Genomic DNA, 14,527 nt, shown 5'->3' with positions numbered 1-14,527 from the left:
TCAATGTGAATGAATTACTTATTGTTATCTAGTTTTCAAAGAACAATCCTGTCTCGCTAGAGACATGTTTTGAAGGAATGATCCTTCAAAACTAAACAAGACGAAAACATACGCTGCTCCATATATCCTTAGAAAGGAGGTGATCCAGCCGCACCTTCCGATACGGCTACCTTGTTACGACTTCACCCCAATCATCTGCCCCACCTTCGGCGGCTGGCTCCATAAAGGTTACCTCACCGACTTCGGGTGTTGCAAACTCTCGTGGTGTGACGGGCGGTGTGTACAAGGCCCGGGAACGTATTCACCGCGGCATGCTGATCCGCGATTACTAGCGATTCCAGCTTCACGCAGTCGAGTTGCAGACTGCGATCCGAACTGAGAACAGATTTATGGGATTGGCTAAACCTTGCGGTCTTGCAGCCCTTTGTTCTGTCCATTGTAGCACGTGTGTAGCCCAGGTCATAAGGGGCATGATGATTTGACGTCATCCCCACCTTCCTCCGGTTTGTCACCGGCAGTCACCTTAGAGTGCCCAACTGAATGCTGGCAACTAAGATCAAGGGTTGCGCTCGTTGCGGGACTTAACCCAACATCTCACGACACGAGCTGACGACAACCATGCACCACCTGTCACTCTGTCCCCGAAGGGAAAGCCCTATCTCTAGGGTTGTCAGAGGATGTCAAGACCTGGTAAGGTTCTTCGCGTTGCTTCGAATTAAACCACATGCTCCACCGCTTGTGCGGGCCCCCGTCAATTCCTTTGAGTTTCAGTCTTGCGACCGTACTCCCCAGGCGGAGTGCTTAATGCGTTAGCTGCAGCACTAAGGGGCGGAAACCCCCTAACACTTAGCACTCATCGTTTACGGCGTGGACTACCAGGGTATCTAATCCTGTTCGCTCCCCACGCTTTCGCTCCTCAGCGTCAGTTACAGACCAGAGAGTCGCCTTCGCCACTGGTGTTCCTCCACATCTCTACGCATTTCACCGCTACACGTGGAATTCCACTCTCCTCTTCTGCACTCAAGTTTCCCAGTTTCCAATGACCCTCCCCGGTTGAGCCGGGGGCTTTCACATCAGACTTAAGAAACCGCCTGCGAGCCCTTTACGCCCAATAATTCCGGACAACGCTTGCCACCTACGTATTACCGCGGCTGCTGGCACGTAGTTAGCCGTGGCTTTCTGGTTAGGTACCGTCAAGGTGCGAGCAGTTACTCTCGCACTTGTTCTTCCCTAACAACAGAGCTTTACGATCCGAAAACCTTCATCACTCACGCGGCGTTGCTCCGTCAGACTTTCGTCCATTGCGGAAGATTCCCTACTGCTGCCTCCCGTAGGAGTCTGGGCCGTGTCTCAGTCCCAGTGTGGCCGATCACCCTCTCAGGTCGGCTACGCATCGTCGCCTTGGTGAGCCATTACCCCACCAACTAGCTAATGCGCCGCGGGTCCATCTGTAAGTGACAGCCGAAACCGTCTTTCATCCTTGAACCATGCGGTTCAAGGAACTATCCGGTATTAGCTCCGGTTTCCCGGAGTTATCCCAGTCTTACAGGCAGGTTACCCACGTGTTACTCACCCGTCCGCCGCTAACATCCGGGAGCAAGCTCCCTTCTGTCCGCTCGACTTGCATGTATTAGGCACGCCGCCAGCGTTCGTCCTGAGCCAGGATCAAACTCTCCGAAAAAATACAAAACCGAAGTTTTGCTTTTCGCCAGTTTGACTGACTACCTATGAAGTTTCATAGGATTTTTTTATAAAAACTCGAATTAACAGGTACGTTTTGTCTTGTTTAGTTTTCAAAGATCATATTGGTGGAGCCTAGCGGGATCGAACCGCTGACCTCCTGCGTGCAAGGCAGGCGCTCTCCCAGCTGAGCTAAGGCCCCATAAAAGATGGTCGGGAAGACAGGATTCGAACCTGCGACCCCTTGGTCCCAAACCAAGTGCTCTACCAAGCTGAGCTACTTCCCGATCTTAATGGCGCGCCCGAGAGGAGTCGAACCCCTAACCTTTTGATCCGTAGTCAAACGCTCTATCCAATTGAGCTACGGGCGCTTATTTATAATGCCGAGGGCCGGACTTGAACCGGCACGGTAGTCACCTACCGCAGGATTTTAAGTCCTGTGTGTCTGCCAATTCCACCACCCCGGCGTGGATGGTATAAGCGGAAGACGGGATTCGAACCCGCGACCCCCACCTTGGCAAGGTGGTGTTCTACCACTGAACTACTTCCGCATTACAGGATTTCTTTATTTTATTTGGCAATGCGGGTGAAGGGACTTGAACCCCCACGTCATAAAGACACTAGATCCTAAGTCTAGCGCGTCTGCCAATTCCGCCACACCCGCATGAAACATGGTGAGCCATGAAGGACTCGAACCTTCGACCCTCTGATTAAAAGTCAGATGCTCTACCAACTGAGCTAATGGCTCGCTTTAAAAGCGACTTGTCTATCTTACCATATGAAAGTGGTGCCGGCAAGAGGACTTGAACCCCCAACCTACTGATTACAAGTCAGTTGCTCTACCAGTTGAGCTACACCGGCTTTATCTATCCTAACATTATGTAAGAATAAATATGGTGGAGGATGACGGGCTCGAACCGCCGACCCTCTGCTTGTAAGGCAGATGCTCTCCCAGCTGAGCTAATCCTCCATATTGTGTCGTTTCGAAGTGTCTCTCGATCTGACAAATAGTATTATATAACGATAAGATATTGTTTGTAAAGACTTTTTTAAAATAATTTTTGAATTTATTTTAAAGCTGTTTTTTTACCTTTTCGTTAAGGCACCTAAAGAAGTTTACCACTTGTCTCATCATTTTAAAAGCCTTTTTTTCATTTTTTTATGTTTTTTTGTTAAAAAGAGCGCTTATATGGCTCTATCATTGCAAAAACAGCAATTTCGAAGCTTTGTTATCCTTGTTTTATTTCATATATCTCTGGATAAAAAACATCCAAAAAAGAAATTCTATTATTATTTTATTTTTCTGAGAAATCTTTTTTGCCTAAAAAAGTGTAAAAATAATTACTGATCTTTACTATTTTTCAACAAATCGTTTCACATTAATTTTTCTGCTGCTTCAAACACTCAACAGTCTTATCATTATTATTGTTTGTTTCTTTTCACTTCTTTTAAGTTAAAAATCCAACAATCGCTGACTATTCCCTTTGGGGTGGGGTGCCTTTCTATCTCGTGTCCCTATACCATCACCTCTTTACGTCTATTTAGTCCAAGGAGAGGTTTTCTATGCTTTTAATGACCCTTGATAATTTGAGCTGCTGGTTCATATGATGACTGAAGTGTTAAATTGAAGGAACAACGTATTCTCACTTTACGAACCTATTATATAGAAGCAAGTCATTCAAAAACACAAAAAAGACCAGTTCCGACTGGAACTGATCCTAATAGAAGCTTGGCGGCGTCCTACTCTCACAGGGGGAAACCCCCAACTACCATCGGCGCTGAAGAGCTTAACTTCCGTGTTCGGTATGGGAACGGGTGTGACCTCTTCGCTATCGCCACCAAACCTGATGGAGAGAATGTTCTCTCAAAACTAGATAACAATGTTCAAACTTCACATTAGAATATAGGTTAAGTCCTCGATCTATTAGTATCTGTCAGCTCCACGTGTCACCACGCTTCCACCTCAGACCTATCAACCTGATCATCTTTCAGGGATCTTACTTCCTTGCGGAATGGGAAATCTCATCTTGAGGGGGGCTTCATGCTTAGATGCTTTCAGCACTTATCCCGTCCGCACATAGCTACCCAGCGATGCCCTTGGCAGAACAACTGGTACACCAGCGGTGCGTCCATCCCGGTCCTCTCGTACTAAGGACAGCTCCTCTCAAATTTCCTGCGCCCGCGACGGATAGGGACCGAACTGTCTCACGACGTTCTGAACCCAGCTCGCGTACCGCTTTAATGGGCGAACAGCCCAACCCTTGGGACCGACTACAGCCCCAGGATGCGATGAGCCGACATCGAGGTGCCAAACCTCCCCGTCGATGTGGACTCTTGGGGGAGATAAGCCTGTTATCCCCGGGGTAGCTTTTATCCGTTGAGCGATGGCCCTTCCATGCGGAACCACCGGATCACTAAGCCCGACTTTCGTCCCTGCTCGACTTGTAGGTCTCGCAGTCAAGCTCCCTTGTGCCTTTACACTCTGCGAATGATTTCCAACCATTCTGAGGGAACCTTTGGGCGCCTCCGTTACATTTTAGGAGGCGACCGCCCCAGTCAAACTGCCCACCTGACACTGTCTCCCTGCCCGATAAGGGCAGCGGGTTAGAAGGTCAATACAGCCAGGGTAGTATCCCACCGATGCCTCCACCGAAGCTAGCGCTCCGGTTTCCAAGGCTCCTACCTATCCTGTACAAGCTGTACCAACATTCAATATCAGGCTGCAGTAAAGCTCCACGGGGTCTTTCCGTCCTGTCGCGGGTAACCTGCATCTTCACAGGTACTATAATTTCACCGAGTCTCTCGTTGAGACAGTGCCCAGATCGTTGCGCCTTTCGTGCGGGTCGGAACTTACCCGACAAGGAATTTCGCTACCTTAGGACCGTTATAGTTACGGCCGCCGTTTACTGGGGCTTCAATTCGCACCTTCGCTTACGCTAAGCGCTCCTCTTAACCTTCCAGCACCGGGCAGGCGTCAGCCCCTATACTTCGCCTTACGGCTTCGCAGAGACCTGTGTTTTTGCTAAACAGTCGCCTGGGCCTATTCACTGCGGCTTCTCGGGGCTTTAACACCCTAAGAAGCACCCCTTCTCCCGAAGTTACGGGGTCATTTTGCCGAGTTCCTTAACGAGAGTTCTCTCGATCACCTTAGGATTCTCTCCTCGCCTACCTGTGTCGGTTTGCGGTACGGGCACCTCTCACCTCGCTAGAGGCTTTTCTTGGCAGTGTGGAATCAGGAACTTCGCTACTAAATTTCGCTCGCCATCACAGCTCAGCCTTTACGGGAAACGGATTTGCCTATTTCCCAGCCTAACTGCTTGGACGCGGATATCCAATACCGCGCTTACCCTATCCTCCTGCGTCCCCCCATTGCTCAAATGGTGAGGAGGTGGTACAGGAATATCAACCTGTTGTCCATCGCCTACGCCTTTCGGCCTCGGCTTAGGTCCCGACTAACCCTGAGCGGACGAGCCTTCCTCAGGAAACCTTAGGCATTCGGTGGACGGGATTCTCACCCGTCTTTCGCTACTCATACCGGCATTCTCACTTCTAAGCGCTCCACCAGTCCTTCCGGTCTGGCTTCACAGCCCTTAGAACGCTCTCCTACCACTGTTCGTAAGAACAGTCCGCAGCTTCGGTGATACGTTTAGCCCCGGTACATTTTCGGCGCAGAGTCACTCGACCAGTGAGCTATTACGCACTCTTTAAATGGTGGCTGCTTCTAAGCCAACATCCTGGTTGTCTAAGCAACTCCACATCCTTTTCCACTTAACGTATACTTTGGGACCTTAGCTGGCGGTCTGGGCTGTTTCCCTTTCGACTACGGATCTTATCACTCGCAGTCTGACTCCCAAGGATAAGTCATCGGCATTCGGAGTTTGACTGAATTCGGTAACCCGGTAGGGGCCCCTAGTCCAATCAGTGCTCTACCTCCGAGACTCTTACCTTGAGGCTAGCCCTAAAGCTATTTCGGAGAGAACCAGCTATCTCCAGGTTCGATTGGCATTTCACCCCTACCCACACCTCATCCCCGCACTTTTCAACGTGCGTGGGTTCGGGCCTCCATTCAGTGTTACCTGAACTTCACCCTGGACATGGGTAGATCACCTGGTTTCGGGTCTACGACCACGTACTCATGCGCCCTATTCAGACTCGCTTTCGCTGCGGCTCCGCATCTTCTGCTTAACCTTGCACGGGATCGTAACTCGCCGGTTCATTCTACAAAAGGCACGCCATCACCCGTTAACGGGCTCTGACTACTTGTAGGCACACGGTTTCAGGATCTATTTCACTCCCCTTCCGGGGTGCTTTTCACCTTTCCCTCACGGTACTGGTTCACTATCGGTCACTAGGGAGTATTTAGCCTTGGGAGATGGTCCTCCCGGATTCCGACGGAATTTCACGTGTTCCGCCGTACTCAGGATCCACTCTGGAGAGAACAACATTTCAGTTACAGGGCTGTTACCTTCTTTGGCGGGCCTTTCCAGACCTCTTCGCTTATATCATTCCTTTGTAACTCCGTATAGAGTGTCCTACAACCCCAAGAGGCAAGCCTCTTGGTTTGGGCTGTTCCCGTTTCGCTCGCCGCTACTCAGGGAATCGCATTTGCTTTCTCTTCCTCCGGGTACTTAGATGTTTCAGTTCCCCGGGTATGCCTTCTCATACTCTATGTATTCAAGTATGGATACTACTCCATTACGAGCAGTGGGTTTCCCCATTCGGAAATCTCCGGATCAAAGCTTGCTTACAGCTCCCCGAAGCATATCGGTGTTCGTCCCGTCCTTCATCGGCTCCTAGTGCCAAGGCATCCACCGTGCGCCCTTTCTAACTTAACCATTTCTTACTTTAGAAAGAATCACTATGTGTGATGAACTTTGCATTGCATTCAATGTGAATGAATTACTTATTGTTATCTAGTTTTCAAAGAACAATCCTGTCTCGCTAGAGACATGTTTTGAAGGAATGATCCTTCAAAACTAAACAAGACGAAAACATACGCTGCTCCATATATCCTTAGAAAGGAGGTGATCCAGCCGCACCTTCCGATACGGCTACCTTGTTACGACTTCACCCCAATCATCTGCCCCACCTTCGGCGGCTGGCTCCATAAAGGTTACCTCACCGACTTCGGGTGTTGCAAACTCTCGTGGTGTGACGGGCGGTGTGTACAAGGCCCGGGAACGTATTCACCGCGGCATGCTGATCCGCGATTACTAGCGATTCCAGCTTCACGCAGTCGAGTTGCAGACTGCGATCCGAACTGAGAACAGATTTATGGGATTGGCTAAACCTTGCGGTCTTGCAGCCCTTTGTTCTGTCCATTGTAGCACGTGTGTAGCCCAGGTCATAAGGGGCATGATGATTTGACGTCATCCCCACCTTCCTCCGGTTTGTCACCGGCAGTCACCTTAGAGTGCCCAACTGAATGCTGGCAACTAAGATCAAGGGTTGCGCTCGTTGCGGGACTTAACCCAACATCTCACGACACGAGCTGACGACAACCATGCACCACCTGTCACTCTGTCCCCGAAGGGAAAGCCCTATCTCTAGGGTTGTCAGAGGATGTCAAGACCTGGTAAGGTTCTTCGCGTTGCTTCGAATTAAACCACATGCTCCACCGCTTGTGCGGGCCCCCGTCAATTCCTTTGAGTTTCAGTCTTGCGACCGTACTCCCCAGGCGGAGTGCTTAATGCGTTAGCTGCAGCACTAAGGGGCGGAAACCCCCTAACACTTAGCACTCATCGTTTACGGCGTGGACTACCAGGGTATCTAATCCTGTTCGCTCCCCACGCTTTCGCTCCTCAGCGTCAGTTACAGACCAGAGAGTCGCCTTCGCCACTGGTGTTCCTCCACATCTCTACGCATTTCACCGCTACACGTGGAATTCCACTCTCCTCTTCTGCACTCAAGTTTCCCAGTTTCCAATGACCCTCCCCGGTTGAGCCGGGGGCTTTCACATCAGACTTAAGAAACCGCCTGCGAGCCCTTTACGCCCAATAATTCCGGACAACGCTTGCCACCTACGTATTACCGCGGCTGCTGGCACGTAGTTAGCCGTGGCTTTCTGGTTAGGTACCGTCAAGGTGCGAGCAGTTACTCTCGCACTTGTTCTTCCCTAACAACAGAGCTTTACGATCCGAAAACCTTCATCACTCACGCGGCGTTGCTCCGTCAGACTTTCGTCCATTGCGGAAGATTCCCTACTGCTGCCTCCCGTAGGAGTCTGGGCCGTGTCTCAGTCCCAGTGTGGCCGATCACCCTCTCAGGTCGGCTACGCATCGTCGCCTTGGTGAGCCATTACCCCACCAACTAGCTAATGCGCCGCGGGTCCATCTGTAAGTGACAGCCGAAACCGTCTTTCATCCTTGAACCATGCGGTTCAAGGAACTATCCGGTATTAGCTCCGGTTTCCCGGAGTTATCCCAGTCTTACAGGCAGGTTACCCACGTGTTACTCACCCGTCCGCCGCTAACATCCGGGAGCAAGCTCCCTTCTGTCCGCTCGACTTGCATGTATTAGGCACGCCGCCAGCGTTCGTCCTGAGCCAGGATCAAACTCTCCGAAAAAGTACAAAACCGAAGTTTTGCTTTTCGCCAGTTTGACTGACTACCTATGAAGTATCATAGGATTTTTTTATAAAAACTCGAATTAACAGGTACGTTTTGTCTTGTTTAGTTTTCAAAGATCATTTTCGTTATCGCTCGTAAGCGACTTTAATATCTTAACATTTTGCGTCAGTTAAAGTCAAGAACTTTTTTCAATTTCTTTTTTTAACCTCGTTGCTGTTTTGCGGCAACGAATAATAATATACCATCTGGATTCTTTCCTTGCAATAGTTTTTTTAAAAAAAGTTTCATTTTATGAAAAATAAAAAGCGCCATAGATAAAATGGCGCTTTGATTGATGTATTAGCGGTTTCTCATTTGCGGGAAAAGCAGTACATCTCTAATTGACGGAGAATTTGTTAAAAGCATGATTAATCGGTCGATCCCGATTCCTAAACCACCTGTTGGAGGCATGCCGTATTCTAATGCTTCAACAAAATCGTCATCCATTAGGTGTGCTTCGTCATTTCCTTCTTCACGTTCTTTTAATTGAGCTTCAAAGCGTTCTCTTTGATCAATTGGATCGTTTAGCTCTGTGAATGCATTTGCATGCTCACGGCGTACGATAAACAGCTCAAAGCGATCTGTGAAGCGAGGGTCTTCAGGATTTTTCTTAGCTAATGGAGAAATCTCCACTGGATGTCCATAAATGAATGTAGGCTGAACCAATGTTTCTTCTACTTTTTGCTCGAAGAACTCATTGATAATATGACCTACTGTCATATTTTTCGTGATTTCAACACCATGATCAGCAGCATGCTGTTTTGCTTCTTCTACAGACATCTCCTGCCAGAAGTCTACACCTGTTGCTTCTTTGACCGCTTCAACCATATGCAGTCTCTTCCATTCAGGTTTGAGATCAATTTCATCTTCTCCATATTGAATGGTTGTTGTTCCCAGCACCTCTTGGGCAATATGGGCAATTAAGTTTTCAGTCAGATTCATGATATCTTTGTAGTCTGCGTATGCTTCATACAGCTCAATCATAGTGAATTCTGGGTTATGACGAGTCGATACCCCTTCATTACGGAATACGCGGCCAATCTCGTATACTTTCTCTAGACCACCGACAATTAGGCGTTTTAAGTGCAGCTCGATCGCAATACGCATATAAAGCGGCATATCAAGTGCATTGTGATGAGTAATGAAAGGACGCGCTGATGCACCACCAGGAATGCTGTGCATTGTTGGTGTTTCAACTTCTAAGTATCCTTTAGAATCTAAGTATCTTCTCATGGATTGAATGATTTTGCTTCGCATAATAAACGTCTGCTTACTTTCTGGATTTACAATGAGGTCCAGGTAGCGCTGACGATAGCGTTGTTCAACATCTTTTAATCCATGATATTTATCAGGAAGCGGGCGAAGTGCTTTTGTCAGAACCTCAAAGCTAGTCGCTTTAATAGAAAGTTCTCCTACATTAGTTTTAAAAACAGTTCCTGTTACACCAATGATATCGCCTAGGTCTGAGCTTTTGAATAATTCATAAGCTTCTTCCCCTACACTATCTTTACGAACATAGATTTGAATTTGTCCTTCTAGGTCTTGAATATGCGCAAAGCCAGCTTTTCCTTTTCCGCGCTTTGTCATCATACGACCAGCGATTGTTACTTGAGCCGCTTTTCCTTCTAAGTCTTCTTTAGAAAACTCGTCATATTCAGCGATAATTTGCGCAGATTGATGAGAACGGTCATATCGTTCACCGAATGGATCGATACCCTCTTCTCTCATTTTATTCATTTTGTCACGTCTGACCTGGAATTGGTCATTTAATTCTTCGTTATTAAGCCCTTCATTACTCATTTATATCACTCCAATAATGTATTTTGCAGAGAAAAGCAGAAAAACTGCCAGTACATGCACTAGCAGTGAGCTACAAAAAGAAAGATAGTCTTATCCTACTTTTATACTTTGAAGCTCTTTTGCCTCGGCTTCGATCGTAAAGTCATCAAGAACTTGTACAAGCTCCGCTCTCGTTTCACTTTGATTGATTTGGTTTCTTACGTCAGCGTTGCCGCGGACCCCTTTTAAGTACCATGCTGCATGCTTTCTCATTTCTCTAACAGCGACATGCTCGCCTTTCAGGTCAATGAGTCTGTCTAAGTGAAGTTTGCACACTGACATTTTCTCACGCACGTTTGGCTCTTCTTTCAGTTCACCCGTTTCTAAATAATGAACCGTTCGATAAATCATCCACGGGTTTCCAAGTGCGGCTCTTCCGATCATAACAGCGTCCACACCTGTTTCATCAAGCATACGTTTTGCATCTTGAGGGGTTTTGACATCGCCATTGCCGATGACAGGAATTGATACAGATTGTTTAACCTCTTTTATAATATCCCAATTCGCTGTTCCTTCGTACATTTGCACGCGTGTCCGTCCGTGAAGCGCAACCGCTTGTCCACCAGCTCGTTCAACAGCACGGGCATTGTCGATAGCAAAGATATGATCTTCGTCCCAGCCCATTCTCATTTTCACTGTAACTGGTTTGTCTACAGCTTCTACGACAGCAGAGACCATTTCATAAATCTTGTTTGGATCAAGGAGCCATTTCGCTCCTGCATCACATTTCGTAATTTTTGGTACAGGACAGCCCATGTTGATATCAATAATATCAGCTGTGGTATTCTGGTCTACGAACTTTGCCGCTTCGACGAGTGTGTCTTTTTCCCCTCCAAATATCTGAAGGCTCAAAGGCTTTTCCCGTTCATCAATGTATAGCATACCCATTGTTCTCGCATTGTTGATCAGGATCGCTTTGTCACTGACCATTTCAGCGCAGACTAAGCCCGCTCCAAACTCTTTCACCGTCAGTCTGAAGGCAGAGTTGCACACACCAGCCATTGGTGCGAGCACTACTTTGTTTTTAATCTCGATATCCCCGATTTTAAACATTTTTCCCCCTCCTTTCTTCTTCAAGAATTGGCGAAAGTTCTTCCACCGTTATATTTAAAGCATCTGCTATTTGACCAACCAATTGGTTTGTTGGTAATCGATTGCCTCGCTCAATTTCTCCTAAGACAGAGACAGAGATGCCTAGTCTTTTCGCGAACCCTTCCTGAGTATACCCTTTTAGCTTTCGGTATGCACGAATTCTTCTACCCCACATGTCTTTTTCCATATGCTTACACCTTCTTGGTCTGTTACGGCATTTATTTGTACTTCGCCGATTTCTGGGCAAATCTCACTCATCGGGACAAGAACGAATAAACGTTCGTACATTCTCGGATGCGGCACTACAAGTTGTTCTGTTTCAATATTTTCACGATTATAAAGTAAAATGTCAAGGTCAGCCGTTCGCGGTCCCCATCTCACTTCTCTTGTTCTGCCTAACTCCTGCTCGATTTTCTGAGTAAGAGACAGTAGTTCCTCCGGACGAAGTGAAGTGGTAATTTTCACGGCCATGTTTAAAAAGTCATCTTGGTTTTCATAGCCTACAGGTGCTGTTTCATATATCGATGAGATTAATTCCACTTGAACCTCTGGATGTTCATGCAGTTTTTTGACGGCTTCTTTTAAATAGGTTTCTTTTTTACCTATGTTTGAGCCTAATGCGATGTATGCTGTATTGTTCATGTGCGCGATCTCGTCATTTCAATTGCAACGGACTGATAATGTCCTGGAATTGGCGGATCTGGTTTGATCACCTTCACTGTACATTCCTGAACTGTCGGAAAGTCCTTTAACACTTGGTTTGCAATTCTTTCTGTCAGTGTTTCAACAAGATTGACCGGCTCGCCTTCTACAATGCTTTTGCAGATTTGGTAAAGCTCTGCATAGTTGATGGTCTCATTGAGGTCATCAGTTTGTCCGGCTTTACTTAAATCAAGTGAAGCTGTTAAGTCCACGCGGAATCGCTGCCCTAATTTATTTTCTTCTGCAAATACACCGTGGTACCCGTAAAATTCCATTCCTTTTACATATACTTTATCGATGATAAGCGCCTCCCTTATTCAGCATGGCATCCATCATTTTTGCCATTCTTGCTATTTCTTTTACATCATGTACACGGACCATCGCACTGCCCTTTTGAATCCCAAGGCAGACCGTCGCACCTGTTCCTTCAGTACGTTCTTCAGGCGGCAGGTCTAAGACAGCACCAATGAATCGTTTTCGAGATGTAGCCAGCAGCAGTGGATACCCAAGGTGACAAAAATGTTCGAGTTCATTCATGACCTTCAGGTTGTCCTCTTTATTTTTCGCAAATCCTACACCTGGATCTAATATGATCATGTCATCACGGACACCCGCTTGCTGGGCAATTTGGACACTTTCTTTCAAATCGGCGATCATATCTGAAATCAGATGTGTGTAGTTTCGTTCTGGCCGATTGTGCATTAAAATGATTGGGACATTGTGCTTCGCCGCCACATGTGCCATTTGGGGATCTGCCTTCGCTCCCCATACATCATTAATGATGGAGGCTCCAGCTTTTACCGCTTCATCTGCAACACGGGCTTTATACGTATCAATAGAGATAGGTACATCTAATTCTTTTGTGATTTTCTCAATGACAGGAATAACCCTTGAAAGCTCCTCTTGTTCTGAGACAAGTGCCGCTCCCGGGCGAGTCGATTCTCCGCCAATATCAATAATATGCGCCCCGTCTTCTATCAGCTGCGCTGCATGAGCCAGCGCTTTATCTACTTGATTAAACTTTCCTCCATCTGAAAAAGAGTCAGGCGTGACATTTAAAATGCCCATGACCAATGTCTTTTCTTCATAGCTAAGGGTGTGATGCTTGGCCTGAATGATTTTAGGCTGTTTTATCAATTGTTGTGTCATTGTGTCCACCTACTCTTTATGGTCTTTGACGTTCTTTTGTGTATTGCATTCTTAACTTTGTTGAGATGGTCCGGCTGTTTTTGAGCAAGTGGATGTCTCCTATACACCCGAAAGGTACAACTCCCTGAACAGAATTGGTCATCCATGCCTCATCAGCTGAGAGCAAATGTGAGACTGGGTATCGTCCTTCCTTTAGCGAGACCCCCATCGCGTGGAGCGTTTCCATACAGTATCGACGAGTGACCCCATTTAAAATGCCTGTATCAAGTGACGGTGTATAGACCACATCATCTTTTCGCCAAAATACATTCGAGGTAATGCCTTCTGCCACATCATCTTCTTTTGTTAAAAAGATGCCTTCTAACGCCGGGTCGTTCCCCACTTCTCTTTTCGCGAGCAGGTTGTTCATATAGTGATGAGACTTGAGGCGCCTTGGTCCTTCCGGTGTGTTCCTTCTTGTTTGAAGAACGAATCCCTTTTTCTCATCCAAAATAGATTCTGGACGGAATGGAGAGATCATGACAAAAACGACAGGCTCTTCATAAGGGTCTGCAGAAAACCCATTGCCTCTGCCCGCAGAAACATTCAAGCGAATTCTCGCATGGCCGCCGGCTATTTGGTTTTTATTTAGTAAAGTATGAATGATGTCGAGTACAAATGGTTTCTCTATTGTGGATTCGATGCAAAGGTCACGTAATGATTGATTGAGCCTTTCAAGATGCCAATCTAACAGGAAGACTTGTCCTGCCAGGCTGGTAAATGTTTCGAATACACCGATGCCATATAGAAAACCATGATCAAAAGGAGAAAGAGTCGCGTCTTTCTCCTCTATATACTGACCGTTCAGATAAATGATCATGCGTTTACTTCATGCCCCTTTTTACGATAGGTTTCAATGAAATTTTTCAGCATTTCTTTTCCGAAGGACGTCATAATCGATTCAGGATGGAATTGCACACTTTCAATCGGCAGTTCTTTATGACGAATCGCCATGAGCTCGCCTTCCTTTGTGCTGGCTGTTGCGTCAAAGCACTCTGGCAGCGTCTCGTTTTTGACAATTAATGAATGATATCTCGTTGCGACGAGCGGATTTTGAAGTCCTGTGAAAACACCTTTTCCATCATGTTTAATCTCTGACGTTTTACCGTGCATTAGGCGCTCTGCTCGAACGACATCCCCGCCAAAGACTTGCGCGATGGATTGGTGACCTAGACACACACCGAAGATTGGAATGCTTCCTGCAAAGTGCTTGATCGCCTCCATACTAATTCCCGCTTCATCAGGACTGCATGGTCCTGGAGAAATCATGAGAAAATCCGGCTTGAGCTCTTCAATTTCTTGAATGGTTACTTGATCATTCCGTTTCACGATCAATTCTTCTCCAAGCTCACCTAAATACTGGACCAGGTTGTACGTAAATGAATCATAATTATCAATCATTAAAATCATACTCTGCT

Annotated in this window: 8 protein-coding genes, 9 tRNA genes and 4 rRNA genes; all 21 read right to left on the bottom strand. The window is 46.9% G+C overall.

Annotated elements, in window-relative coordinates:
• Positions 1-132 precede the first annotated feature (132 nt).
• A 16S ribosomal RNA gene (locus NSS65_RS00555) occupies positions 133-1,681 on the bottom strand.
• Between the two features lie 125 nt (positions 1,682-1,806).
• A tRNA-Ala gene (locus NSS65_RS00550) sits at positions 1,807-1,882 on the bottom strand.
• 8 nt (positions 1,883-1,890) lie between these two features.
• Positions 1,891-1,967 (bottom strand) — tRNA-Pro (locus tag NSS65_RS00545).
• A gap of 7 nt (positions 1,968-1,974) precedes the next feature.
• Positions 1,975-2,051 (bottom strand) — tRNA-Arg (locus NSS65_RS00540).
• A 10-nt stretch (positions 2,052-2,061) separates the two neighbouring features.
• Positions 2,062-2,147 (bottom strand) — tRNA-Leu (locus NSS65_RS00535).
• Between the two features lie 12 nt (positions 2,148-2,159).
• A tRNA-Gly gene (locus NSS65_RS00530) sits at positions 2,160-2,231 on the bottom strand.
• A gap of 30 nt (positions 2,232-2,261) precedes the next feature.
• A tRNA-Leu gene (locus tag NSS65_RS00525) sits at positions 2,262-2,344 on the bottom strand.
• 8 nt (positions 2,345-2,352) lie between these two features.
• Positions 2,353-2,428 (bottom strand) — tRNA-Lys (locus tag NSS65_RS00520).
• Positions 2,429-2,465: 37 nt separating this feature from the next.
• A tRNA-Thr gene (locus NSS65_RS00515) sits at positions 2,466-2,541 on the bottom strand.
• Positions 2,542-2,574: 33 nt separating this feature from the next.
• Positions 2,575-2,650: transfer RNA gene (locus tag NSS65_RS00510), tRNA-Val, on the bottom strand.
• A 757-nt stretch (positions 2,651-3,407) separates the two neighbouring features.
• Positions 3,408-3,523: ribosomal RNA gene (rrf, locus tag NSS65_RS00505) — 5S ribosomal RNA — on the bottom strand.
• Positions 3,524-3,584: 61 nt separating this feature from the next.
• Positions 3,585-6,515: ribosomal RNA gene (locus NSS65_RS00500) — 23S ribosomal RNA — on the bottom strand.
• A gap of 182 nt (positions 6,516-6,697) precedes the next feature.
• Positions 6,698-8,246: ribosomal RNA gene (locus NSS65_RS00495) — 16S ribosomal RNA — on the bottom strand.
• The 16S, 23S and 5S rRNA genes sit together here with 9 tRNA genes alongside, the layout of an rRNA operon.
• 342 nt (positions 8,247-8,588) lie before the next feature.
• Positions 8,589-10,088 (bottom strand): lysine--tRNA ligase, encoded by a 1,500-nt coding sequence (gene lysS / locus NSS65_RS00490; RefSeq protein WP_034284259.1) that lies wholly within the window; start codon positions 10,086-10,088, stop codon positions 8,589-8,591.
• A 90-nt stretch (positions 10,089-10,178) separates the two neighbouring features.
• Positions 10,179-11,180, bottom strand: a complete 1,002-nt coding sequence (dusB, locus tag NSS65_RS00485; RefSeq protein WP_024425662.1) for a tRNA dihydrouridine synthase DusB — start codon at positions 11,178-11,180, stop codon at positions 10,179-10,181.
• The gene (locus NSS65_RS00480; RefSeq protein WP_024425661.1) at positions 11,173-11,406 is read right to left on the bottom strand and encodes a helix-turn-helix transcriptional regulator; all 234 of its coding nucleotides are present in this window, start codon (positions 11,404-11,406) and stop codon (positions 11,173-11,175) included. The genes dusB and NSS65_RS00480 overlap by 8 nt, the downstream gene beginning before the upstream one ends.
• Positions 11,358-11,861, bottom strand: a complete 504-nt coding sequence (gene folK, locus NSS65_RS00475; protein WP_024425660.1) for a 2-amino-4-hydroxy-6-hydroxymethyldihydropteridine diphosphokinase — start codon at positions 11,859-11,861, stop codon at positions 11,358-11,360. The genes NSS65_RS00480 and folK overlap by 49 nt, the downstream gene beginning before the upstream one ends.
• Positions 11,858-12,220 (bottom strand): dihydroneopterin aldolase, encoded by a 363-nt coding sequence (gene folB, locus NSS65_RS00470; RefSeq protein WP_144496864.1) that lies wholly within the window; start codon positions 12,218-12,220, stop codon positions 11,858-11,860. The genes folK and folB overlap by 4 nt, the downstream gene beginning before the upstream one ends.
• The gene (gene folP / locus NSS65_RS00465) at positions 12,213-13,070 is read right to left on the bottom strand and encodes a dihydropteroate synthase (RefSeq protein ID WP_144496863.1); all 858 of its coding nucleotides are present in this window, start codon (positions 13,068-13,070) and stop codon (positions 12,213-12,215) included. Before folP ends, folB begins: the two co-directional genes overlap by 8 nt.
• A 16-nt stretch (positions 13,071-13,086) precedes the next feature.
• Entirely contained in the window at positions 13,087-13,929 is an 843-nt protein-coding gene (gene pabC, locus NSS65_RS00460; protein WP_144496862.1) for an aminodeoxychorismate lyase, read from the bottom strand.
• The gene (pabA, locus tag NSS65_RS00455) at positions 13,926-14,519 is read right to left on the bottom strand and encodes an aminodeoxychorismate/anthranilate synthase component II (protein ID WP_024425656.1); all 594 of its coding nucleotides are present in this window, start codon (positions 14,517-14,519) and stop codon (positions 13,926-13,928) included. Before pabA ends, pabC begins: the two co-directional genes overlap by 4 nt.
• Positions 14,520-14,527 lie beyond the last annotated feature (8 nt).

Origin of the sequence: Bacillus sp. FSL K6-1006 (assembly GCF_038593175.1) — a bacterium.
Classification (GTDB): domain Bacteria; phylum Bacillota; class Bacilli; order Bacillales; family Bacillaceae; genus Bacillus; species Bacillus safensis.
The sequence above is the reverse complement of the archived record's forward strand: the minus strand, read 5'-3'. Positions and strand labels throughout refer to the sequence as shown.